Here is a 22,206-nt window from a genome sequence, read left to right on the forward strand (position 1 = left end):
ACGTGGCCTTGCGGTCGGCCCCCATAGGGGGCCACTGACGTTGATTGAGGCAGCCTGCCTCTAGTGCGACGCCTTTTACCGTCATTCCTGCGGAAGCAGGAATCCAGTATTTTCATCGAATCCTGGACCCCGGCTTTCGCCGGGGCGACGTCCTGTGACTCCGAGCCTGCTCGGATACATCGGGGATTTTTTCCGGCTGAGCCAACGAACTCTGACCACGTGCCCAGCACGTGGGATTCTGAGTTGAACTAAATTTCAGTGCTTTCAACAGCCCATTTGTAGAGTGATTCTCTTTAACGCGAAAACACTCCTTGCAACTGCTTCAGGGGAAGCGTTGCCCGCGACCGGGGGCCTTGGTATACTATGGCAAGCCCACCGGAACAATCAGGCTGAAAGCTCGGGGCAAACGATCCAAGCAAGCGCGGGACAGTAATAGGGAGTTTTTGGGCTCATACCATGATACACAAAATTCGTTCATGCTTCATTTACAAATTGTGCGACCGCGTCTGGGCTGGAGGATATCCCGATGTTGCGGCTATTCAGCGGCTGACAGCGGAAGGCGTCAAATCTTACATAAACCTGACCAGACGCGACGAACAGTGGGTGTATGGCATCAAGAGCTACGAAAGCTTACTTCCTGCCGGCGCAAACCAACTGCGGTTCCCGTTGTGGACCTACTGGTTGCCTCGAGTGACGAGACTCCTGGAAATTGCGCAGGCCGTGCAGGGCAATGCGCCGAGCTATGTCCATTGCAGGCAAGGCCTCGATAGGACGGGAATGATAGCGGCTTTGGTACTCCTTAGTAGAGGAATGACATTAGATGACACGCTCTCATACTTGAGGAACGCCCGGGGCACGGATTCGCCGCGAATACCTTATCACCTTAAATATCTAAGAAAACATGCTTCGGATGTGATCAACTCATTTGGGCCTGGAAGATTGCCCTGACGTGTTCAAGTTTCTGAACGTACCGAAAGCGCGCGGCGTGCGCCTGGGCAAGATCAACGCGGGCGAAACGGATTACATCGCCGGGCTTGGCCTGGGCCACCAAATCAAGGTTCGCTGTAATTACCGTGGCGATTTTTGCGTACCCGCTCGCGGTCTGTTCTCCGAGGACAATAATCGGCTGTCCGGCCGCCGGAACCTGGACCATTCCCGGCATATTCCCTTCAGAAATGATGCTTTTGGGAACGCCCTCCACAAAAGGAATAACAGGACCTGCCAATCGGTATCCTGCGCGGTTTGCTTCCGAGGTGACGGAGAACTCAGAGTTGAAGAACACCTCGGTCCCCGAGTGGAAATAATGGTTCTGAGGGCCGGGCACTGCTCTCAAGGCTATCTCCCGGCTAAAGGTCGGCCTGAGAGCTTCCGGAAGCACCAGACGGAGCGAAACGGCCCCTGGTTCGCCGCGAGAGATAACGTCTCCTTTGAGTAAAGCACGCCCCTGCACTCCGCCGATCTTCCCACCTGTGTAGGTTGATCGGCTGCCCATCACAATGGGCACCAGGACCCCTCCGCTGATGGCCAGGTAGGCCCTGACGCCTTGCCGTGCCGCCCTGAAGCTTATGACATCCCCGCGCCTGACTTGAACGGACGCCCATCCGGGCTGTGATAGTCCATTTACCAGCACAGGCATGTCCGCGCCGGTAACTGCAACGAGACCGTCTGACAAGACCTCCAACTTGGGCCCTACGAAGGTGATTTCCAGGACCGCGGCGGACTCCGGGTTACCGACCAGCATGTTGGCTATACGACATGAAGACTTGTCCAGCGCCCCGGAAATCGGAATGCCAAATTGTTGAAAGCCGTATCGCCCAAGGTCTTGAACGGTGGTAAATGCGCCGGGTTCCAAAACCCGGAAGATTTCCATCAGTCGGCCTCCGTCCCGGCAATCCGATGGTACTCCGCCGTGGAAATGGGCACGAACCTTATCAGGTCTCCGGTGCGGTAAAGGAAAGGGTCCTTGCGAGAAGGCTTGAACAAAGTCAGAGGAGTCCGACCGATCAATCGCCAACCACCCGGGCTTTCTATGGGGTACACGCCGGTCTGATTGTTCGCGATCCCCACAGATCCAGCGGGAACCAAAGGACGGGGGGTATCCAACCGAGGTGTGTGCAGTTCCTCCGGCAACCCCCCCAGGAAAGGAAACCCCGGTGTGAACCCTATCATGTAGATTTGGTAGGCTTGCGAAGAGTGGATGCGAATCACGTCCGCGACGCTCAGACCTGCGTGCTTTGCCACGAAGTCAATGTCCGGCCCGAAATCGCCGTTGTAAGCAACAGGAATCTCGACCGTTCTAGGGCCCGGGATTTCAAAGCTGTCCAGGCGATTTTCCAGGTTGACGAGGACCCCGGTTAGCCCCTCCAAATTCACGACCGTCGGATCGTAGATGATTAATATGGACCGGTATGTGGGGACAACTTCTATGAACCCGGCAGGTTTCTCCCGATCGAGAGCCAAAGCCACGGCGCGGACTTTGCGGTTGATCTCGGGAGAGATGGCGTCGCCGTACTCCGCGAGCGCGGCCATGTCACCAACGATCCTGATTACAGGCCTTTCAAAGACCCGCGGGGTCATGTTTTCCCCGGACCTGCGGCCATGCACATAAGGCGAACTGCAACGCCTTCTGATTCAAGCAGCCGGCGAATGCCTCTGACAAGGTCCACGGCTGTGGGATTATCGCCGTGGACACAGATGGTCTGAGCCTCAAGCCTTATACGAGTCCCTTCGGCCGCCTCTATTTGGCCTTCCTTGGCTATCATTAAGGCCCTTGCCGCCACCGCTTCCGGATCCGAGATCACCGCGCCGGGCAGGCGTCTTGGCGTCAACATGCCCTCAGGCGTGTACGCGCGGTCCGGGAAAGCTTCTCGCACGATTTGAAGCCCGGCTCTCCGGCACGCTGCGGCCATCAGTTCGCCTTTGGGACCTGCCAGAGCCAAACACATCAGTTCAGGATCAACAGAGGCCACTGCCTCCACTACGGCCTCAGCCGCCGCCTGGCTCTCGGCCGCGGCCCAGTAAAGGCCCCCGTGAGGCTTGACGTGGCGCATCCTCACGCCATTGGCAACGCAAAAGGCTTTCAGAGCGCCTATCTGATAAATCACATAGTTCCGTATCTCAGTCCCTGTGCAGTCCATCTGGCGACGCCCGAAGCCCATCAGGTCCGGATAGCCCGGATGCGCGCCGATGCCCACACCATGTGAGGCTGCCAGTCGGACCGTACGGTCCATTACCATGGGGTCTCCGGCGTGCCAGCCGCAGGCTATATTGGCCGATGAGATATATTTGATGACTTCTTCGTCGAGCCCGAGCTTGTAAGCTCCAAAGCTCTCGCCCATGTCACAGTTGAGATCTATTTCTTGCATGATTGACCTTGTTCAACGGGAAATGCGGCTGGAGCAGCCATCGTCTGATCACAGGCTTTCGGCATCCAGGTCCTCGTCCTCTGTCACGCTCGGTTTGCCCGAAATTGCCTTAGCCATGCGTGTGCCCAGACCGAGCGCTTTTTTGTTCAGCTCGTGGGTGCTGGCCGGAAGCCGGTTCAGAAGCGACTTTTCCAGAGATCTCCGTGTAACGAGGCCGGTGAGTTCCGCGACAGCACCCAGAGCCACCACATTAGCCATCATGGTCCTTTTGAGCTTGTCGCGCGCCACGGACGTAAACGGCAATGCAACTGCGCGGCTGCTCGGCGGATGGCTCACCAGGTCCTTGTCCACGACTGCCAAAGCACCGGGCTTGAGATCCCAGCAAAAAGCATCACAGGCTTCCTGATTCATGGCGAGCAAAAGGTCCACCTGCGTGCATAGCGGGTAGTCGATGGGGCTGTCGCTGATGATGATTTCGGCTTTACTGGTACCTCCACGTGCCTCCGGACCATAAGACTGCACCATCGCCACCTCACGGCCGTCGAAAACTCCCGCGGCCTCGGCAAGAATCAGTCCTGCAAGGACAATTCCCTGGCCGCCGGAACCGGCAAGCCGGACTTCCACGCGCAGGGACGGCAAGGGAGAGAGGTCCTTGCGGCTCATAACTCGCCCTCGGCTTTCAGCTTTGCCGCGGTCTCGCAGACTCTGCGATAGGAATCCAAATACCGTGGCAGGTCCCGGTCAACCAGCACTCCTGTGGAGAAGCGGCCTCCCCGCTCGGTTTCGGTCATCTTTTCCCAACGACTGATCGGAACACTGGATGTTTTGAGTTCTTTCATCATTTCTATATGCGATGCGAACCGATTTTGCCTACCAAAGTTGGTGTAGCAGGGCGAAAGGACTTCCAGAACACTGAAGCCCGGATGGGTCATAGCCTGACCCATGAGCTTTTCCATCTGGTCCACGTGATAGACTGTGGAGCGAGCCACAAAGGCCGCGCCGGCCGCAGCGCACAGACTACTCATATCAAAAGGCGGTTCGATTTGGCCATACAATGCCGTAGAAGCCCTGGCCCCAAATGGGGTCGTGGGGCTGTACTGGCCGCCCGTCATGCCGTAATTCTGATTGTTGACTATCAGAGCCATGATGTCCAGGTTGCGCCTGGCGGCGTGAATGAGATGGTTACCGCCTATAGCAAGGGCGTCACCGTCCCCCATGACCGTGATCACCGTGAGTTCAGGTTTTGCCAGCTTTATCCCCGTAGCAAAAGTCAGCGCTCGGCCGTGAGTGGTGTGCACGCTACCCACATCCACGTAAACAGGGAGCCTTCCCGAACATCCGATGCCAGAGACCAGCACTACCTCGTCCTTACTCAGACCGCTTTTCACCAGTGCTCTGACAAGCGCGCCCAGAATTATTCCAAGTCCGCAGCCCGGGCACCAGACGTGAGGGAATTTCTTGTCGTGGCGGAGCCAGTCGTAAACAACGCTGCGGTTTACTTGCTCCATTGTTACACCTCACGCAGGCGTTTCAAAATGTCGTCCGGATCGATCATGGTGCCGTCCGTCCTGCTAAGGCCCAGCACTATTGTACGGCCGTCATTCACGCGCATAACTTCCCGCCGAAGCTGTCCCATATTAAGTTCAGGTACAACGGCCGCCCTTTTCCCGGCTAGCGCCTCCGACACGGCCCGGCGTGGGAAAGGCCAGAGGGACATAAGCTGCAAGAGCCCCAGTTTCAAGCCGCGCTCTCGCCCCATACGTACGGCGGCCCTTGCAGATCTGGCCATGCAACCGTAAGCAATAATGAGTTCGTCCGCATCATCCAATTGAAAGGGTTTGACGTTCTCCAGGTAGCCGAACTGGCGGCTGATCTTTGCGAACAGCCGATTCAGGAACGGTCCCGTTTCGTCAGGCCGGCGGGTTGGAAATCCGCGCTCGTCATGCACCATCCCCGTCACATGGTAACGGTAACCCTGGCCCAGATCGGCCAGCATCGGAATCAGACTCCCGTCGGTCTTGTACGGCAGATACCAGTCAGGCGGCACTGTAGGGTGACGGCGACTAATCACTTCAATCTCGCCGGGGTCCGGCAGGACCACTTTTTCTCGGGTATGGGCCACCATCTCATCGGCCAGGAGAATAACCGGCGTTCGGAAACGTTGCGCGTGATTGAAAGCTGTCACCGTTAGCTGAAAGCATTCTGAGACCGTCGAGGGACAGAGTACTATCGCGGGATGGTCGCCGTGGGTCCCCCATCGAGCTTGCTGCACGTCGCCCTGCGCCACGTTGGTAGGCAAGCCGGTCGACGGTCCGCCTCGCATCACGTTGACCAGGACCACAGGCACCTCGGCGATGCACGCGTACCCGAGGTTCTCCTGCATGAGAGAAAACCCGGGTCCACTCGTGGCGGTCATGGACTTGCGGCCGGCCAGGCTTGCGCCGATGCAGGCGCCCAGAGATGCTATTTCGTCCTCCATTTGAATGAAAACATCTCCTCTTGCCGGCAATTCACGGCTCATAAGTTCCATGATCTCGCTGGAAGGAGTAATCGGGTAGCCCGCGAAGAAATTACAGCCCGCTGCCAGGGCGCCCAAGACTATGGCTTCATTTCCCTGGAGGAGTTGTCCACGGCCTTTATGCATCGTTTTCCTCCTCCGCCTTGGGTGTGCGAGCCACCCTTTCAGGGCTGTGGCTGCGTCCCGCGTCGGCCTTGCGGTCAGCCGGCAAATCTCTCGCGGTCCGTTGGCCTTCAGTGGGAGGGGTCTTCTCCCCGACGGTTATCGCGAAATCCGGACAGAGCTTTTCGCACAGATGGCAACTGATGCAACTCTCAGGCCTGGCTACGTATGGGTAGCCCCATTCATCGGTTTCCAACGTATTCTTGGGGCAAAATGCCACGCAATTCCCGCATCGTTTGCACCAAGCGGGGAAGAAGCTCACATTAGGGAGTTCTTTCTTTGATTTGACGGTTTCGCTTTTCCTCTTCCGGGACATTGCTTTAGGTTGACTTCCTCACTGTGCCGCTACGCGTTATAAAGGGTACAAGGCCTTAGGGGCATCCATTATCAATAAATGGCACTATAAAAGATGGTCACGCGACCCCGTTTTTGCAAAGCCCGTAATCGGTTGGCTCACAACCCCAAGAAGGCTTTCCTTATTTCATCCGAGCGGAGCAGGTCCTTGGCGGGACCTTGGTCTGTGATCCGGCCTGTTTGCAGTATATAAGCCCGATCCGAGATCTCCAGAGCTTCTCGCACATTCTGTTCGACAAGCAGGATGGTCAGCCCCTGCTCTTTGAGCCTTCGCACCGTATCCAGGACCTCGTCCACCAACAGGGGAGCCAGGCCCAGGGACGGTTCATCGAGCATCAATATCCTGGGATTGCTCATAAGTCCGCGGCCGATGGCCACCATTTGCTGCTCGCCACCAGACATGGTCGCTGTAGCCTGTTCCTTCCGATGACTCAGTGCAGGAAACAGCTGATACACGGACTCCAGATTAGCCTTTTTCCGTTCTTCGTCATCCAGGGTGTAAGCGCCCAGCAGGAGATTCTCCTCCACCGACAGCGGCTTGAACAACTTCCGATCCTCCGGCACGTAAATCACGCCCATTCGCACTATATCTTCGGTGCGACGATCCTGGATTTCCAGCCCATCAAAGAATATTCGTCCCGCGTGCGCGGGCTGAGAGCCCATTATAGCCTTGAGGAGAGTGGATTTGCCGGCCCCGTTGGAACCGACGACAGAAACCGTCTCACCTGGAAACACTTCAAGACTGACTCCTTGAACCACCGGAGCCGCGCCGTAGCGGACTTTGACATCCTCCAACTTCAGGATAGGGTCGGTGGTTGGGTCCAAATCAGTTCTCCTGTCCAACTCGCTTGTCAGGACATCTTCCCAAGGTGTTCGGCCACGTATCGTTCACCCAGATAAGCCTTGATGACCTCAGGCCTGCGCACGATCTCCTTCGGCTCGCCTTCGGCGATAAGCCGGCCGGTATCAAGAACCAACACCCGATGAGAAAGGTTCATGACCAGCTCCATTACGTGTTCGATGAGAATCACCGTGATGTTCAAATCCGCGCGCACCCAGCGGATTACTTCCATCATTTGCTCGATTTCCGATGGATTCAAGCCTGCTGCCACTTCATCGAGCAGTAGGAGAGCAGGATCGGTGGCCAGCGCTGTGGCCATGACGACTCTTTTCTGGGCCGCGACCGGCAAGTTGGCCAGCCGCGCTTGCGACAGGTCAACAAGGTCCATTTTCTCCATCAGGCTCTCAGCCTTGGCTTTGGCCTCCAAACGCGACCTGGTCCTGAGAAAGCTGCCGACCATGACGTTTTCAAGGACGCTCAGGTCCCCTGTCGCAACATAGACCTGGAAAGTTCTCGCCAGCCCCAAGCGAGCCATCTGATAGGGTTTGAAGCCGGTCACGTCTTGATCTTTAAAATAGATGGTTCCCGAAGTTGGCTCATAAAGCCCAGCCATGCAGTTGAAAAGCGTCGATTTCCCGGCCCCGTTCGGACCGATCAATCCGACGAGTTCACCTTCCGCGACCTCGAAGGAAATGTCCCTGTTGGCGTGGAGCCCTCCGAACATCATGCCGAGGTTTTCAACCTTTAGAAGGGCCATCAGTCGCTCCGCCGTTCCCGCAGGCGGGTGATCAGCCCCCAGATCCCTCGGGGCTCAAACGCAGCAATCACCATTATGATGGTGGCATAGATGATGAGGTCCAGTCCTACAAGTCCGGCCCTGGCCCCGAACCATGCCCCGAGATAGTTCTTCATCGGAACCAGAACAGCCGCGCCGATTATGGGTCCGAATAGGCTCCCTGCACCGCCCAACATGGCCATCAATGCTATGAGCACCGACAGATCCAGGCTCATGACATCTTCGGGCTCGATATTGAAGTTGTAACAAGCGTGAAACGAGCCAACAGCGGCCACAAAAGCTGTTGCAACCGCGTATGCCTTTATCTTTGACCAGTGCGAATCGATGCCCAGACTCTTTGCAACGTCCTCGTTGTCCTTAATAGAGCGCAGTTGAAACCCGATGCGGCTGTGCCGGAACCAATTGAGATAAAAAAGCCCAATAAAAAAAAAGCCTAACATAATGTAGTAATAGTAGTAGTCCTCGCGAAACTGAATGTAGAGGAAGTTCGGCATCTCTCCTTTGAGAGGGATCTTCAGGCCCCTTGCCCCGCCGATGAAGGACCAAGACTCAAAAACGTCCTTCAGAATCAGTGAAGTTGCTATGGTGGCGATGGCAAAGTAATGGCCTTTCAAACGAAAAAGGGGATAGCCGATTATGAAGCTCCAGCAGACCGCAAGGCCCATTCCGATGGGCAACGAGAACCAGAAGGGCACGTCCCAGCGGATCATCATGACAGCCGTGGTATATGCACCGATGCCTACGTATTGCGCCTTGCCCAGGTCCACTTGTCCTCCGTACCCGCCAATGGTGTTCCATCCCATTCCGTACACGGAGAACATCAGAAACTGAATCATCGTGGCCATGGCAAAGCTGGAATGCGGGAGCAGCGGGAAAACCAGCAGACCCGCGGCAACCGCTCTGGCCACCCAGATGTCGGTTCTGGGAAAATCTGAAAAATCAAAGGCGCTTTTCAGTGCTTCCAACCGAAGAGTCCTCGAGGTCTAAAGACCATGATAAGAAAGAAGGCCAGGTAAACAAAAGAGTATTTGAATTGATGAAGCCATCCGACCTCCATCTCCAAGTACACGGCACACGCGTCCCACATGGGCGCGATATTGATCATCATCCCCACAATCAAACCGGCCAGCGCAGCGCCGGGAATGGAACCGAAGCCCCCTAAAGCCACGGTGGTAAACGCTATCATCGTGAACAAAAGTCCCACATTCGGGTCCACGGGCCAGAAGTTCACCAGTAATGCCCCCGCCACAGAGACCGTAGCTCCCCCCAATGCCCACGCGAAAGCGTTCATCCTCTCGGTGGGAATCCCCATATAACGAGCCGCCTGACCGTCCAGCGCGGTCGCTGTCAGCCCCTTGCCTATCTTGGTCCGATTCAGCAGCCACCACGTTCCTGCAAAGGCCGCCAGTGACAACACGCCCGCGGCCAGTTTGGTAAGCTCTATGACCATTCCAGGGCCCACGACAAAAGACTTGCCCACCAAAATCCCATGATGAAGGCTTTGCGGCTCCGCGCCCATTACCATGAGAGCTACATTGCGCAGAAAAAGCATGAGGCCGAAGGTCCCGAAGAGCTGAGCCACTATCGGCCCTCGCAAAAGAAACCGCACCAGACTGTAATAGCAAACGAGGCCAAGCAGGATCCCGACCACCGCGGCCACCGGCAATCCCACTAGAGGGTCCACGCGAAGTAATGTCGCGGTGAGCAAGCCGGCATACATCCCGATCATCAGGAATTCGCCGTGGGCAAAGTTGACGATGTCCATGACACCGAAGATTATCGTCAAACCCAGAGCCACCAGGCCAAAGACCAGGCCCATCATCAGGCCCGCGACCACGGCCTTGGATATTTGAATAAACAGATCTTCCATTGTTTATTTTTGTGCGAGCGAATGAAAAGGATGGCCGCGGGAAACTTTTAGGGGTCTCCCGAACTTTTCAACAAATTATGTCGGCTGCCGAAAATGACGTCCGATTTCTCATGCCGAACTCGCGTGGGACCGTACATCTCGGCTTGAGGTCAATCAGCGGCTGCGTAGGGGCGGACCCCCGCGTCCGCCCGGCCTTGACTGCCTGATTTCGGCTCGGGCAGGCACGGAGGCCTGCCCTACTAATGATCTTATGCCTACCGAATTCATGGCGATGGCCTCGACGGCCACCTCTTACCACCCTTTGACAGGATAAATCATATTCGTGGTGGCAAGTTCAAATGGGTAGACGATTTCCAGGATCATCTTCCCGTCTTTGCCCTTCTGGTACTGTCCGATCATGCCCGTGCCCAGCTCATTCTGGCCCAGGTCCTGGCCGCTGGTGGAGAATTTGATCCCTTTCCAAGGCACAATCAGCTCGTCCGCGTCGATCTTGATGTCATTGGCCGCCTTTTGGATGGCCTCCGGCTTAGTGGAACCGGCCTTTTCCAGGATATGGACCCACGCTTGAGTGGCGGTGAAGCTCCTGGCTGACGCTCCGCTAAGGTCGCGGCCGGTCTTGGCTTTGTACAGGTCGTTTACCTCTTTGGCGACCTTCTTGACATCTCCCACACGAGGACTGAACACGGTGCGGGTGAGGATTCCTTCCACATCGTCCCCGAGAGTCGAGACAAACTCGGGACTTTCAAATCCCGCGTCCTGGCCCCAAATCACCTTGGGCTTGGCTTTCATGGACTTCAGGGTCTTGACCATGAGAATAGCGTCCGCTCCGTAACCAGCGAACAGCATGGTGCCGGGCTTGGGGGCAAGGAGACTCTGAACTTCCGACGAGAGGTCCGGGGCTTTGGCCGCGTACAACAGACTCACCTGGGGTTCGAAGCCTTTGGCTTTCCCCAGTTCCTTTATGGCTGCATCCACGTTGGAGCCCCACTCGGTTTTCTCGCACGCGGAGACTACCGGCAGGAGGTCCTTCTTGTCAAAGGCCTTTACGCCTTTGACCTTGCCCTGGGTCAAGCCCTCCAGAAACACGAACAGATCGTTTGTGAAAGTGGTGTCATGGGGCGTGGTCCTCCAGAACCACTTGTTTCCTTCCTTGGTGAGCGCCGGGCTGGTAGAGGACTCGTTGATCAGGGGTACGCCGTAACGTTCGGCAACCGCGGCCACGGTCTTGGTGACAGCTGAATGGTAAGCTCCCATCAATCCGACTACTTTGTCGTCCTGGATCAGTTTTTTGGCTAGGTCCGCGCCCAGTTGGGGGTTGCCCTGATGATCCTGAATTATCAGCTTGATTTTGGCCCCGCCGAGGGACTTGATACCCGCGTTTTTGGCCATTGTCATGCTCAGTTCAGACTTCGCGTTGTTTGCGATTTCGGTGGCCAGCTCGGCGCCGTCCCGTAGTTCCTTGCCCTCCGCGGCCGCACCGCCGGTCAAGGGATAAAGCACACCGATTTTGATTTCTTCGACCGCCCCTGCCGGAAAGCTCAGGGCGATCCCCAGCATTATTGCCAGGACTGACACAAAGAGTCTGCGCGGCATGGTCACTCCTCCCTCCAGTGGCTAGAAAAGCATTATTAAGCTAGTCAAATCTTACATTCTGGCTGAATGTAAGGGACGGTAACCAGGAGTGTCAAGGCTTTTCGCATGAACGGCTTTGATATCCCGAACAGTCGCCCAAGGTTCAGTAAGCGCCCTTACCCCGGAGAACAACGCCGATGGTTTTGAGAATGATTTTCAAATCCAAGACAAAGGAATAATTCCGCACGTAATAGAGGTCATACTGGGTGTTCAAATGGAGAGGGAGGTCGCTTCTCCCGGAGACCTGCCACCATCCGGTCAATCCGGGCGGCACCGAAAGCCGCGGCCATTGTGAAGCGTCGTAGTCCTGGGTGATGAAAGCCTGCTCGGGTCTTGGGCCCACGAGGGACATTTCCCCTTTGAGAATATTAATGAACTGAGGCAACTCGTCCAGAGACCAACGTCTCAACCACCTGCCCACTCCGGTGATTCTCGGGTCGACTGAAAGCTTGTACACGGGCTCCCCGTCCTTATCCAAAGCCATGACCTTATCCTGAAGTCTAGCCGCCCCAACCACCATGGTCCGAAATTTGTACATGGTGAAGATTTTGCCGTTTTCTCCTATTCTGTCTGTTTTGAAAATGGCAGGTCCGGGAGAATCCATTTTAATGGCTATCCAAATCACCAGCCACAGAGGCGAACTCAAAATCAGCGCCACCGAGGCTACGACCACATCAAAGATCCTTTTAACGGCCCTTTGGGCACCCTGTATGACAGGTTCTCTGATACCTATAACGGTAACATCTGCGAATGTCTCTACTTCAGAATGCCGAAGGCTTAATTCCAACACGTCGGGGATTAGATAGATCCGTACCGGAAGAGGGTAAAGATCGACGATCAGCTTTTCCACTTCCTGGTATTTGCTCCTCGTAAGGGCTATGAGGACCAATTGAATGTCATGCTCTCGGACAAGTCGCGGCAGATCTTCAATGGTGCCTATCAAAGGGGCCGGGAGAGCACTGTCAAAACCGTCCCCACTGTCCACGAGGCCGACCAGGTTATAGACCGAGCCATATTGCTGGAACAACCTCTCTGCCAGGGCAATACTTCTTTCAGTACCACCCACAATCAAAACGTTGGTCCGTTCAGCCATCGTCGCACGCTTCGCCATAAACAGCGTTAGAAGATAGCGCTCAGCAACCATGGCTGCAAAGGTGATCAGGCTGAAATAAACAACCAGGAGCCTGGATACCTCTCTGTACGTGAAATAAAAAAACCCCGCGGCCACAAGCACAGCGAGAAGGTAAGACGACACCAAGCGAGAGATCTGAAGGGAAAAAAAAGGTACTCGTGAGAGTTCGTACACCCCTGTCATTGCAAAAACAATGTGGAAAAGAATGGGGACTGCGAGAAACATCGGCCAGAAATGGCTAAAATCGGCAAATGTGTCAGCGGCCAGAATGGTTTTCCCCGGCAGAAGCGGTCGTAATTTCACCGCAATGACTAAAATCGCTACTATGAGGAAAAAGTCCGCTATTACCAGAAAATACTGGTACGGCTTATACTGCTTGTACACGTGTAATCACACCCTCTTACTAACACGGCGGCCTATCCGGACGAGCGGGGCCGCCTGCCTCCGGCCTGGACTCATCGTTCATTCGGCACCAGTCTCTCGCAGCCGTTCAGCGAGTATTTTGCCGGCCAGGTCCAGTAGCCGGCTGAGTTCCACGGGCTTCTCGACCACTGCGTCCACGCCGCTTTCGGCTATTCTGTCTTTTGCGTTCTGCTGCCCGCTCCACCCGGTTATCAGTATAAACGGCGACTTCGGCTTGCCGTTTTCCGCGCAATAACCTTTAATAGCCTGACCGACTTGCCACCCGTTCATCTCGGGCATACCCAGATCACAAATTACTATATCGATCTGCCTCTGTTTGAAGATCTCAAGGGCTTTGTTGCCCGATAATGCCGAGTAGACCTTATGTCCGTGGAGTTCCAGCCCTTCCTGGAGCATGGTTAGAACCGGTTTCATGTCATCAATCAGCAGGATATTGAGTTTGCTCCTTGGTTCATCCCCGCGGGCCGCTTCCGGTTTTTCCTCGGGACGAGCGCAGAGAGGCAGGGTGACCGTCACTGTCGAGCCCGCTCCCTCGCGACTTTCGACGGAGATGTCACCTCCATTCTTGGCGATGATCATTCGGCTTGAATAGAGTCCTATGCCGCTCCCGGGCAATCCTTTGGTGGTCCAGAAAGGGTCAAATACTTTGCCGAGGTCTTGCTCGGGTATGCCGACACCGTCGTCGGCCACTTGCAGAATTGATTTACCGTCCTTGGCGAAAGTTTTCACGGTAATTCTACCGCCATTGGGTAGCGCCTCTGTTGCATTCCTGATGAGGTTCACGACCACTTCAAAGAGTTCGTTACTACTGCCTCTGACGAAGCATCCCTCCCCCAGATACCGGTCTACCAACACCTTGATGCCGAATTTCTCAGGGTTGGTTTGCCACCAAAGCCTGCTCATTTCTATCGCACGATGAACCGTCAGCGAGAGATCGAAGACCTTGTCCAAAGATTCTTCTTCGGGCTGGACTCGCACCAGGTACTGCAGCCGTTTAACGGTCTCGGCTCCTCCAAAGGCGCTCTGCAAGATCTGTTGAAGCGAATTCCTTATATCATCCAGGTTTCCCAGTTCAAGATTGGTCAAAGCCAGTTGTGCCCCTCCTATGACAACCTGGAGCACATTGTTAAAGTTGTGGGCCACCAGTCCCCCCAACTCGGCCAGAGCGTTGGCGCGCTGGCTTTCCAACATTATTCGCTCAGCTTTCTTGGTGTCGCTGATGTCTTCCACTACCGCTTGACTTCCGTAGACCTCGCCGTCGGTCGTTCGCATGGGGGTTACCACTATTCTGCAGTAAACTTCCTTTCCCCAAATGCTCTTGTACGGGAACTCGGCCCTTACCCCGCGATCGTGTTCCATGGCCTCGTTGAGGAGATCCGAAATTCCGGACGTCACCAGAGCGGGCGAACTCAGCAGATTTAAAGACTCGGCGTCTTCCGCGGAAGGTGCCCCAAAGATTTCCACCAGTCGGCGGTTCACGCCAAGGATGTTCCCTTGCCGATCCGCGTAAATGATCCCGATGGGAGAGTTGTCAACCAGTAGGCGGAACTTGCGCTCACTTCTACGTATGGCCTCTTCGGCCGCCTCGCGTTGACGCATTTCGTTTCGTAGTTGCGTATTTGCCGAGGCCAGTTCCGCTGTGCGCTCCTGCACTCGCCGTTCAAGTTCATCATGGGCCTTCAGCAAATCCCGTTCAGCTCGTGTTCTCTGTTCTATTTCCCGTTGCAGATTCGCGGTTCTCTCTCGAACCTTGGCCTCCAGTTGCTGATTGAGGATTGACAACTCTTCCTGGGCCTTGATTAGACTCCGGTTTATCTGCACTGAATTCTCGTATGTACAGAGCAACAAATTTACCAGTCTTTGAGGTGTGGACCTTATGGTGTGGGGTTCGCGGTCCGCCTTTACGACGAACTCAAGCTCTTCCTGGACGCCCGGCTGGGCTAAAGAATCGGAAAGGATTGCTTGGACCCGAGCCAGCAAGTAGTCGTTGTCGTACGGCTTGGTCAGATAGTAATCAACTCCTGCCTCCAAACCGCGAATAATATCTTGGGTATCGGTCAAGGCAGTCAACAGCATGATCGGCACGTCGCACAAATTGCGGTCTTGTCTGGTGGCAAGGGCCAGTTCAAACCCGTCCATTTCCGGCATGATCACGTCGCTGATTATCAGATCGGGCTTTTTGCGAGCCAGAGCCAACAAGGCCTCTTTCCCCGAATTAGCCACGGTTACTTCATGGCCGCGGCCTCGCAACAGGTGTTTCAGCAACGCAGCCTGAGTCGGGCTATCCTCCACGACCAGGATTTCAGACTTCCCTTTTGTCATCTATTTGTCCAACTCCACAGCGCAATTTCTCGACATGATTTCCGCCGGCTGCATCATTGTGAATCCCAGCGGCCTAACTTTTCCAGAGCAGCCCTCACAGTTTCGATTTTCTTTTTCAATGTGTCAAACGCTTCCGCGGCCCGATCAACGTCCCCGCGCCTGGCAAGCTGTTCCAGTTCTAGAGCCGCTTGCGCTGCCCTCGCCGCATGCAGAGATCCCAGGGCGCCCTTGAGACTATGAGAGTAACGGGCAATTCCGTCAGCATCGCGGTCCTTTACGCACTGTTCCAATGCGGACAACTGATCATGAGATTCTTTCAAGAACAGTACGGCCAACTGCCGAACAAATCCTTCATCGCCACCGACCTGATTCATGAGCGCCGACTTGTCCAGCGCCGGCTCAAGGGTATTTCGGCGGGATGAAAGGGCACGGCCTTCTTGAGTATTCCTGGCAAATTTTCGGATGACTTCAAATAGCTCCGCGCTCCTGATCGGTTTGGCGAGGTAACCGTCCATGCCTGCTTCCAGACAACGTTCCATATCTCCCTTCATGGCATGGGCGGTAACAGCTATGATGGGCGTGTGCGCCCCGGTGGCCTTCTCTTGCTCCCGGATGGCCGCTGTCGCTTCAAAACCGCTCATCTCCGGCATTTCCACATCCATGAGTACCAGATCGAACTGCCCATGGGCCAGGGCTTCGAGAGCCTCTTTCCCATTGGATGCCACAACCACTGAATGGCCTTTTTGCTCCAGCATGCGTGTTGCCAGCTTTTGATTCACCAGGTTATCCTCCGCGAGCAAAATGCACAGGGGCCGTTCCATGGAAGGCAGGGAATGTTTGGTAACGAGGCTGGTTTCTGAGGCTTCCGTTGTAGACATTTCCAGAGTTGTTCTGATGGCCCGAAACAATTCCGTTTGCCTTACCGGTTTCGTGAGGTAAGCGGAGATGCCCAATTCCTTGCACCGCTCAATGTCTTGTCGCCGCCCTGCGGAGGTCAACATTATGAGAGTCGGTTTCGGCAAGCCGGGAATCTTGTTGACCTGTTCAACGAACGCGAACCCATCCATCTCCGGCATTTGGGCATCAACAATTATCACGGGAAAGCATAGGCCCAAATCTCTGATTTGATCCAGCTTGGCAAGTCCTGCTGCAGCGCTTTCGCATGTCGTGGCCCGCATGTCCAGATGTCTTAGCATGTCTTCCAGAATGCGGCGGTTTGTTACATTGTTGTCAACAACCAAGACGGAAAGCTCGTGAAGATCCAGATTGCAGGCAGGGAGACTCATAGTTCCGGCAGGTTTTTCCTTGACACTGAACCTTGCGGTGAAATGGAACGTGGTCCCTGATCCAACCTGGCTGTCCACCCATATCCTCCCGTCCATCATTCCTACAAGCTCTTTGGCAATGGCCAGACCCAGGCCTGTGCCTCCGTACCTTCGAGACATTCCTGTGGAGATCTGTGTAAATGGAGCAAAGATCTCTTCCAGTTTCGATTCCGGCATGCCGATTCCAGTGTCCGACACAGCGAAATGCAGGACCAGATCCGTGCCCGTCAGAGAATCCACCGCCACCCGCACCGTCACCTGACCCGATTCTGTGAACTTGATAGCGTTTCCCAGTAGATTTACCAGGATCTGTCTCACACGCCCCGGGTCTCCGACCAGAGGGTTTGGCAGATCCGACGCGATCTGGGCCACCAAACTGAGATTTTTGGTCTGAGCGTGAACGCGCATTGATTCGAGGGTGGAGGCTATTGTGTCCCGCAGATTGAATTCAATCGGTTCAAGGTCAAATTTTCCTGCCTCTATTTTGGAAAAATCCAGGATGTCATTTATCACGGCCAGAAGTGAATCGGCCGAAAGCTTGATGGTTTCCAGGTACTCTCGTTGCTCGTCCGTAAGAGCAGTTTGCAGGGCCAGTTCCGTCATACCCATAATTCCGTGCATGGGGGTGCGGATCTCGTGGCTCATGCTTGCAAGGAAGTCGCTCTTGGCCTGGTTGGCCGCTTCAGCGGCTACCCTGGCCTCTATCAGGTCGGTCACGTCGGTTACGTTAAGGATGACTCCCGCATAGACATCTCCCGTGGTTATGGGTTGAACGCCCAAGGCCACCTTCATTCCTGCCATGTTTGTGTTGGAGACCATACCGGATTTTCTTTTACCGCTCTTCCAGTCCTCCAGCATCTGCCGCACTCTGTCCGCGATTCCCGCATTGGGGTGAAAACCCCATAAACTTTTTCCCACCACTTGGTCCCGCCGCAGGTTCATCTTTTCAAGGAACCAGCTATTGGCTTCAGTTATGATGTCGTTGCCATCAGCCATGACAATTCCCGCGTCCATCCCTTCGATCATCGAGCGCAGCTTGTTCGCTTCGGCCGCTGCTTCTTCCCTGGCTTCAATGATCTCCTGCTCAGCCCTTTTGCTATCTGTGATGTCTTCGGAAATTCCCAGCAGAAACCTAGCCCTGCCGTTCACATCGAATATGGGCAGTTTTTTTGAATGCACTATCCGTGTGCCCATTTTTCGAGTGTCTACAGGCTCCTCGAGTATGTCCAACAGAGTTCTGTTTTTCAGCGCCCGCTGGTCTTGTGCGGTAAAGGAATCCGCCTGACCGCCCGGGAATAAATCGTAAACCGTTTTGCCCATCACTTCTTCGCTTGGATAACCGAAGAGGTGTTCACTTGCTTTGTTCCACAGGATGTAACGTAATTTATCGGCATCCTTCAGATAGATCGCGGTAGGAAGATTCTGCACTATCGTCGTCAGCAGGGACTTTGTGCGCGCGGCCTCCTCTTCCGCCCTTTTGCGATCGGTTATGTTCCGAACGGTGGATAAACTCACGCGGCCCCACTGGGGATCGTTAATTGCTATCGAATCCAGGATCACGTCTATAACGGTCCCGTCCTTTTTGACATATTGATACGGAACGTTGCTAATTCGCCCGTCACGCCAAAACTGTGGAAGAACAGTAGAAAACGCGCGATGTGCCGACTCGGGCGTCATGAAACTATCTATTCTGGTCCCTGTTACCTCGTCACGGCTATAGCCAAGCTCCGTCAGCCATTGTTGATTCACATTGCGGATAATCCCTTGTTCGTCTATGGAGTGCTTCATTATGGGGGAATTGTCGTAGAGCTGTCGAAAGCGTTTTTCGCTTTCCTTCAAAGCTTCTTCCTGGAGCCTGCGCTGTGTGATGTCGCGGCTGAGCATCCAGAATCCCCTAAGAAGACGGTTATCGATGTTGCCAATCAAGGTATTTTCAGTGTACCTGACTGTCCCCTCCGGTAGGTTTTCCTTGGACTCTCCGTTCCAAATTCCGCATCCGTGTCTCACCCACACCTCGAGCAGAGGGCCATAGTCGGGCAGAGACTTCAACAATACTCCCGGTGGTGATTCCCGCAGGTCGCGGACATTTCCCAGACCGTGGAGCCTTGCGAATTCGGCATTCCCGTCGACCAGTCTTGCTTCCACGATTCTGGAAAGTAACTCCGGCCTTCCTGTACGGGGCGAGATCGGGTTGGCGAGAGCAAACTCGGCTATTCCGACAGGGACTATGTTGACCAGTTGGCGATACTTTTCATTGAGAATTATTTGCTTTTTCTCAATCGTCAGGTCCTCTATAAGAACCATTGCCAGCCTGTCCTCGCCGAGCCTGATCGATCGGAAATACAACCGTCCCCATATCTGAGCTTCACCCAACTGAACCAGACCTTCCCACGTAACGGGTTTTCGCTCTTCGAAAACCTTTTCCAGGCATTTCTGGGCACCGCTCAATTCGTCAGGAATAGGAAAAAGGGACCTGAACTGCGAGCCAACAAAACTCTCCATGTCACGGACGGTCTTGTGGCACGCCTGGTTGCAGAAAACTATGGACCAGGCCTGATCTATCAAGAGAGCAGGAATCGGAAGGCCGCTCAGAAGCTTCCCGAAGGCTGTTCTGCGGAAGCGCCTGAAGTCGAAGCTCCCCGATGATGTGACATCTTCGGACAACATGTCGTCCAGTAGGATGGGTTCGGTAACCGCGGTATCGAGTTTCCCAAACCTTATGGTGGAGGTATCATCCTCCTCAGATTCGCTGAAAGTTGGGAATTCCTTGTCATTCATGCAGTTGTCCTGGCATTTGAGATAAATGACCTCACTTCACACGACTTCGCTTTCCGTCGGTGAAGACTCCCGAAGTGTGCCAAGGTCGCTTCCGGCAGGCCTCCGTAGCGAAGTCGGGCTATGCCGTCCGCAGCGGAGGAGGCCTGCCGGAAGCGACCTCCAACCGTCTTCATCGTTTTGAAAGAGAACTCGTATCAGATCAATTTAGACCAGAATAGTCGAATGTTTTGGAAATAAAAAGAGCAAAAACAGGGCTGCTAACCGGGGGACCATTCGTCCGGCAGGATTCGCTCGATGCGAGCGATGAATGAATTACTAAGACAGGAGTTCTCAAAACATTAGGGCGTTTCTCGCCGCATTGGCCTGATAATCGTTATCCATCTCGTTCCCGGGCTCCAGCCCGGGAACGAGGAAAAGATCGACTAATTCGCAATGCCTATAAACAAATCGTCACAGCACTGTTTAGACACAATTTGTAGACCGCTTCTGGTCACTTGCCGTTTGTGACGGCGAAAGCCCGGCCACGTCGGAGATGTGTCACGACAAACCAGATTCCAGCCAGCACAAGCGCGGCGGCCACGACCAAATCCACCTCGTGGGAGTACTGTTCCACCAACGTCCAATTCTGTCTCAATTTGTATCCGCAAATGAGCAAAAAGGTGTTCCAGATCGTCGCGCCGATTGCGGTATACAGGCAGAAAGGCAGAAGCCTCATCTTGCCCAGCCCCGCGGGGATTGATATGAGATGCCTGACAACAGGTATGAAACGGCTGACCAGAATCGTCCACGAGCCGTTCCGATCGAACCACCGCTCAGTCCACTCCAGATGTTCTCTATTCAAGAAGAGATAGCGCCCGACCTTCAACACAAAAGGTCGGCCTCCCAAGTACCCCATGTAATAGGACACGAGCGACCCGATTAAGGAACCTAGGGAGGTCGCAAAAATAGCCGCGGGCACCGAGAACTTGCCTTCTACAGCCAGGAATCCTACAAAAGGCATCACCAGCTCACTGGGAACCGGCGCAACCATGCTTTCAAGGGCCATTAGAAAGCCCGCGCCGAAATATCCTAGCTTTTCAATTAAATAAGTGAAATACACTGCCAAATGTTGAACCATATTTCAGACCCCTCTTAATCATTCAGCGTATTATATCCCAAACACTGTTCAATGCAAACCCGTAAAGGGCTGCGCCGGCCATTGTAGGGTGGACGCGATCCTCCGGCATCTGCAAGTTTGACATTAACATGCGGGGTGGACAACGTACCGACAAGAAGCGTCAGAAAGGATGTTTCCACATCGGATGTAGGAATTATGAGCGTGCATCCTTTTGAAAAAGCGGCGCCCGGAGCGAGTATTCGATTCGGGGCGATCGACGCGCAGCTTTTTGACGCCGGTAGGGAGGAAAAACAATGAGACGTTTAGGCATAATATTGTTGGCAGGTTTGCTTTCCCTGACCATAACGGTCCTTTTTTCAGGTCAGAGCTTGGCCGATCAGAGTTCCGGGCTCGGGCTCGGGGCAACCGCTGTCTTCGCGCTAGGAAGCGAGGCATCCGTACCGGTTCTGCAGGTCCACAAATTTGGCGGTGGATCTGGATTCCGCGGCGGCCTGTACTTTGGCGGGTTCCCAGGCCGGGGCTACGGTTGGTATGGCGGATACCCCAGCGGCTATTCGGGGTATGGCTATTCCGGCAGCTACCTGGACACGCCGACCAAAACCTGCGTGTGGAACGGTTATAAGTACAGGTGCTACAATTTTCAGTCGGGTGATAGCTACCTGTACTGACAACTAGGGCGCATTCCGGTGTGTTGAACAAGCGCCGGCCGGGAAGTTGAGGAGAAGGTTTGTCCCTTCGAGGCTGAGTCCGGAATTCCGGTTAGCCTGCGGATCTCGTCCCGCGAACTGTTTTTCGAAGCTGACGGCGGGGCGAGAGGCCGGCCAAATGGGTTTTCAGGAAAACCTCCTTATACTGGGTGTATCAATTTGTCTACAATGTACTCATGCGTCAACTAGCTCGGCATCAAGTAGCCGTCCAATTGCATGTGTTACCAAAATCCACTCCTCGTTCCGAGACCACCTCAGCATGAAACTACGACGGGCCATCATGTTAAGCACGGGGTGGCCCGGACGTTACTAGAAACTGTCTCAGAATCGAGGATTCTGCGATAGCACCGGTAGGGGCGGTTCGTGAACCGACCGAAATCAGGGCGCTTCTCGAAGCGCCCTACACAAGAAATCCTCCGGTCACCAATTCTGAGACAGTCTCTTACTACGTCCGGGCTGTGTAGCGACAGAAGGTCTGACGGCCGAATCAATCCTTGTAGTAGGGGCCCACGCCGTGCGCGCCGTACGTGGCCGATAATTCGGTTCATATATAACAGGTCCGGACCTCTCATGACTGAGGCACCCGAAGGCAGGAGACGCCGGGTTACCCACCTTCCGGGGCTGCCGGTCAATTTGTGACACTGTGCTTCTCTAAAACTCGGTTCTGAGACAGTCTTTCCATGACAGCCTTCAACTCAGTAACCTTTTGATCGGGAATTGCCATGACAGCCATTCGGAAAAATGCCTGATCTCAGTCCTGCGAACTTTATGCACTCGCGCAGATGTGTAGTCAATTTGATACAAAACATTGTCGCCAGCACACTCCTTGTGGCAGGCCGGGGCCTCGGCGTCAATTACCTGGGG

General features: G+C 54.7%; 18 protein-coding genes. 2 read left to right on the top strand and 16 right to left on the bottom strand.

Going from position 1 to position 22,206, the window contains the following annotated elements; genetic code table 11:
- The first annotated feature begins 456 nt into the window (after positions 1-456).
- Positions 457-948 carry a dual specificity protein phosphatase family protein gene (locus tag HY913_14900; GenBank protein MBI4964564.1) on the top strand — a complete coding sequence of 164 codons (492 nt, stop codon included), beginning with the start codon at positions 457-459 and terminating at the stop codon, positions 946-948.
- On the opposite strand, the gene HY913_14905 is transcribed toward HY913_14900, so the two are convergent.
- The 16 genes from HY913_14905 to HY913_14980 form a co-directional block, all read right to left on the bottom strand.
- The gene (locus HY913_14905; GenBank protein MBI4964565.1) at positions 917-1,873 is read right to left on the bottom strand and encodes a biotin-dependent carboxyltransferase family protein; all 957 of its coding nucleotides are present in this window, start codon (positions 1,871-1,873) and stop codon (positions 917-919) included. The genes HY913_14900 and HY913_14905 overlap by 32 nt on opposite strands.
- Complete coding sequence (pxpB, locus tag HY913_14910) at positions 1,870-2,577, bottom strand: 5-oxoprolinase subunit PxpB (protein MBI4964566.1); 708 nt, start codon at positions 2,575-2,577, stop codon at positions 1,870-1,872. Before pxpB ends, HY913_14905 begins: the two co-directional genes overlap by 4 nt.
- Positions 2,574-3,365, bottom strand: coding sequence for a LamB/YcsF family protein (locus HY913_14915; GenBank protein ID MBI4964567.1), 792 nt, complete (start codon positions 3,363-3,365; stop codon positions 2,574-2,576). The genes pxpB and HY913_14915 overlap by 4 nt, the downstream gene beginning before the upstream one ends.
- A 48-nt stretch (positions 3,366-3,413) precedes the next feature.
- Positions 3,414-4,028, bottom strand: coding sequence for a 2-oxoacid:acceptor oxidoreductase family protein (locus HY913_14920; GenBank protein MBI4964568.1), 615 nt, complete (start codon positions 4,026-4,028; stop codon positions 3,414-3,416).
- Positions 4,025-4,873 (bottom strand): 2-oxoacid:ferredoxin oxidoreductase subunit beta, encoded by an 849-nt coding sequence (locus HY913_14925; GenBank protein MBI4964569.1) that lies wholly within the window; start codon positions 4,871-4,873, stop codon positions 4,025-4,027. Before HY913_14925 ends, HY913_14920 begins: the two co-directional genes overlap by 4 nt.
- Positions 4,874-4,875: 2 nt before the next feature.
- On the bottom strand, positions 4,876-6,009 hold the full coding sequence (locus HY913_14930; GenBank protein MBI4964570.1) for a 2-oxoacid:acceptor oxidoreductase subunit alpha: 1,134 nt from the start codon (positions 6,007-6,009) through the stop codon (positions 4,876-4,878).
- A complete protein-coding gene (locus tag HY913_14935; protein MBI4964571.1) occupies positions 6,002-6,361 on the bottom strand; it encodes a 4Fe-4S binding protein in 360 nt (119 codons plus the stop codon). Before HY913_14935 ends, HY913_14930 begins: the two co-directional genes overlap by 8 nt.
- 137 nt (positions 6,362-6,498) lie before the next feature.
- Positions 6,499-7,203: an ABC transporter ATP-binding protein gene (locus HY913_14940; protein ID MBI4964572.1), complete on the bottom strand. Its 705-nt coding sequence runs from the start codon at positions 7,201-7,203 to the stop codon at positions 6,499-6,501.
- 47 nt (positions 7,204-7,250) lie between these two features.
- Positions 7,251-7,997, bottom strand: a complete 747-nt coding sequence (locus HY913_14945; GenBank protein MBI4964573.1) for an ABC transporter ATP-binding protein — start codon at positions 7,995-7,997, stop codon at positions 7,251-7,253.
- Positions 7,997-9,001, bottom strand: coding sequence for a branched-chain amino acid ABC transporter permease (locus HY913_14950; GenBank protein ID MBI4964574.1), 1,005 nt, complete (start codon positions 8,999-9,001; stop codon positions 7,997-7,999). Before HY913_14950 ends, HY913_14945 begins: the two co-directional genes overlap by 1 nt.
- On the bottom strand, positions 8,989-9,906 hold the full coding sequence (locus HY913_14955) for a branched-chain amino acid ABC transporter permease (protein MBI4964575.1): 918 nt from the start codon (positions 9,904-9,906) through the stop codon (positions 8,989-8,991). Before HY913_14955 ends, HY913_14950 begins: the two co-directional genes overlap by 13 nt.
- A gap of 291 nt (positions 9,907-10,197) precedes the next feature.
- Positions 10,198-11,499 carry an ABC transporter substrate-binding protein gene (locus tag HY913_14960; GenBank protein ID MBI4964576.1) on the bottom strand — a complete coding sequence of 434 codons (1,302 nt, stop codon included), beginning with the start codon at positions 11,497-11,499 and terminating at the stop codon, positions 10,198-10,200.
- Positions 11,500-11,641: 142 nt separating this feature from the next.
- Entirely contained in the window at positions 11,642-13,054 is a 1,413-nt protein-coding gene (locus HY913_14965; GenBank protein MBI4964577.1) for a sugar transferase, read from the bottom strand.
- A gap of 78 nt (positions 13,055-13,132) precedes the next feature.
- Positions 13,133-15,415, bottom strand: coding sequence for a response regulator (locus tag HY913_14970; protein ID MBI4964578.1), 2,283 nt, complete (start codon positions 15,413-15,415; stop codon positions 13,133-13,135).
- Positions 15,416-15,468: 53 nt separating this feature from the next.
- Positions 15,469-19,518: a response regulator gene (locus HY913_14975; protein ID MBI4964579.1), complete on the bottom strand. Its 4,050-nt coding sequence runs from the start codon at positions 19,516-19,518 to the stop codon at positions 15,469-15,471.
- Positions 19,519-20,008: 490 nt separating this feature from the next.
- The gene (locus HY913_14980; protein ID MBI4964580.1) at positions 20,009-20,635 is read right to left on the bottom strand and encodes a DedA family protein; all 627 of its coding nucleotides are present in this window, start codon (positions 20,633-20,635) and stop codon (positions 20,009-20,011) included.
- A gap of 293 nt (positions 20,636-20,928) precedes the next feature.
- Between HY913_14980 and HY913_14985 the strand changes: the two genes are divergently transcribed.
- The gene (locus HY913_14985) at positions 20,929-21,303 is read left to right on the top strand and encodes a hypothetical protein (protein MBI4964581.1); all 375 of its coding nucleotides are present in this window, start codon (positions 20,929-20,931) and stop codon (positions 21,301-21,303) included.
- Positions 21,304-22,206: the final 903 nt, after the last annotated feature.

This window comes from Desulfomonile tiedjei, assembly GCA_016212925.1.
GTDB lineage: Bacteria > Desulfobacterota > Desulfomonilia > Desulfomonilales > Desulfomonilaceae > JACRDF01.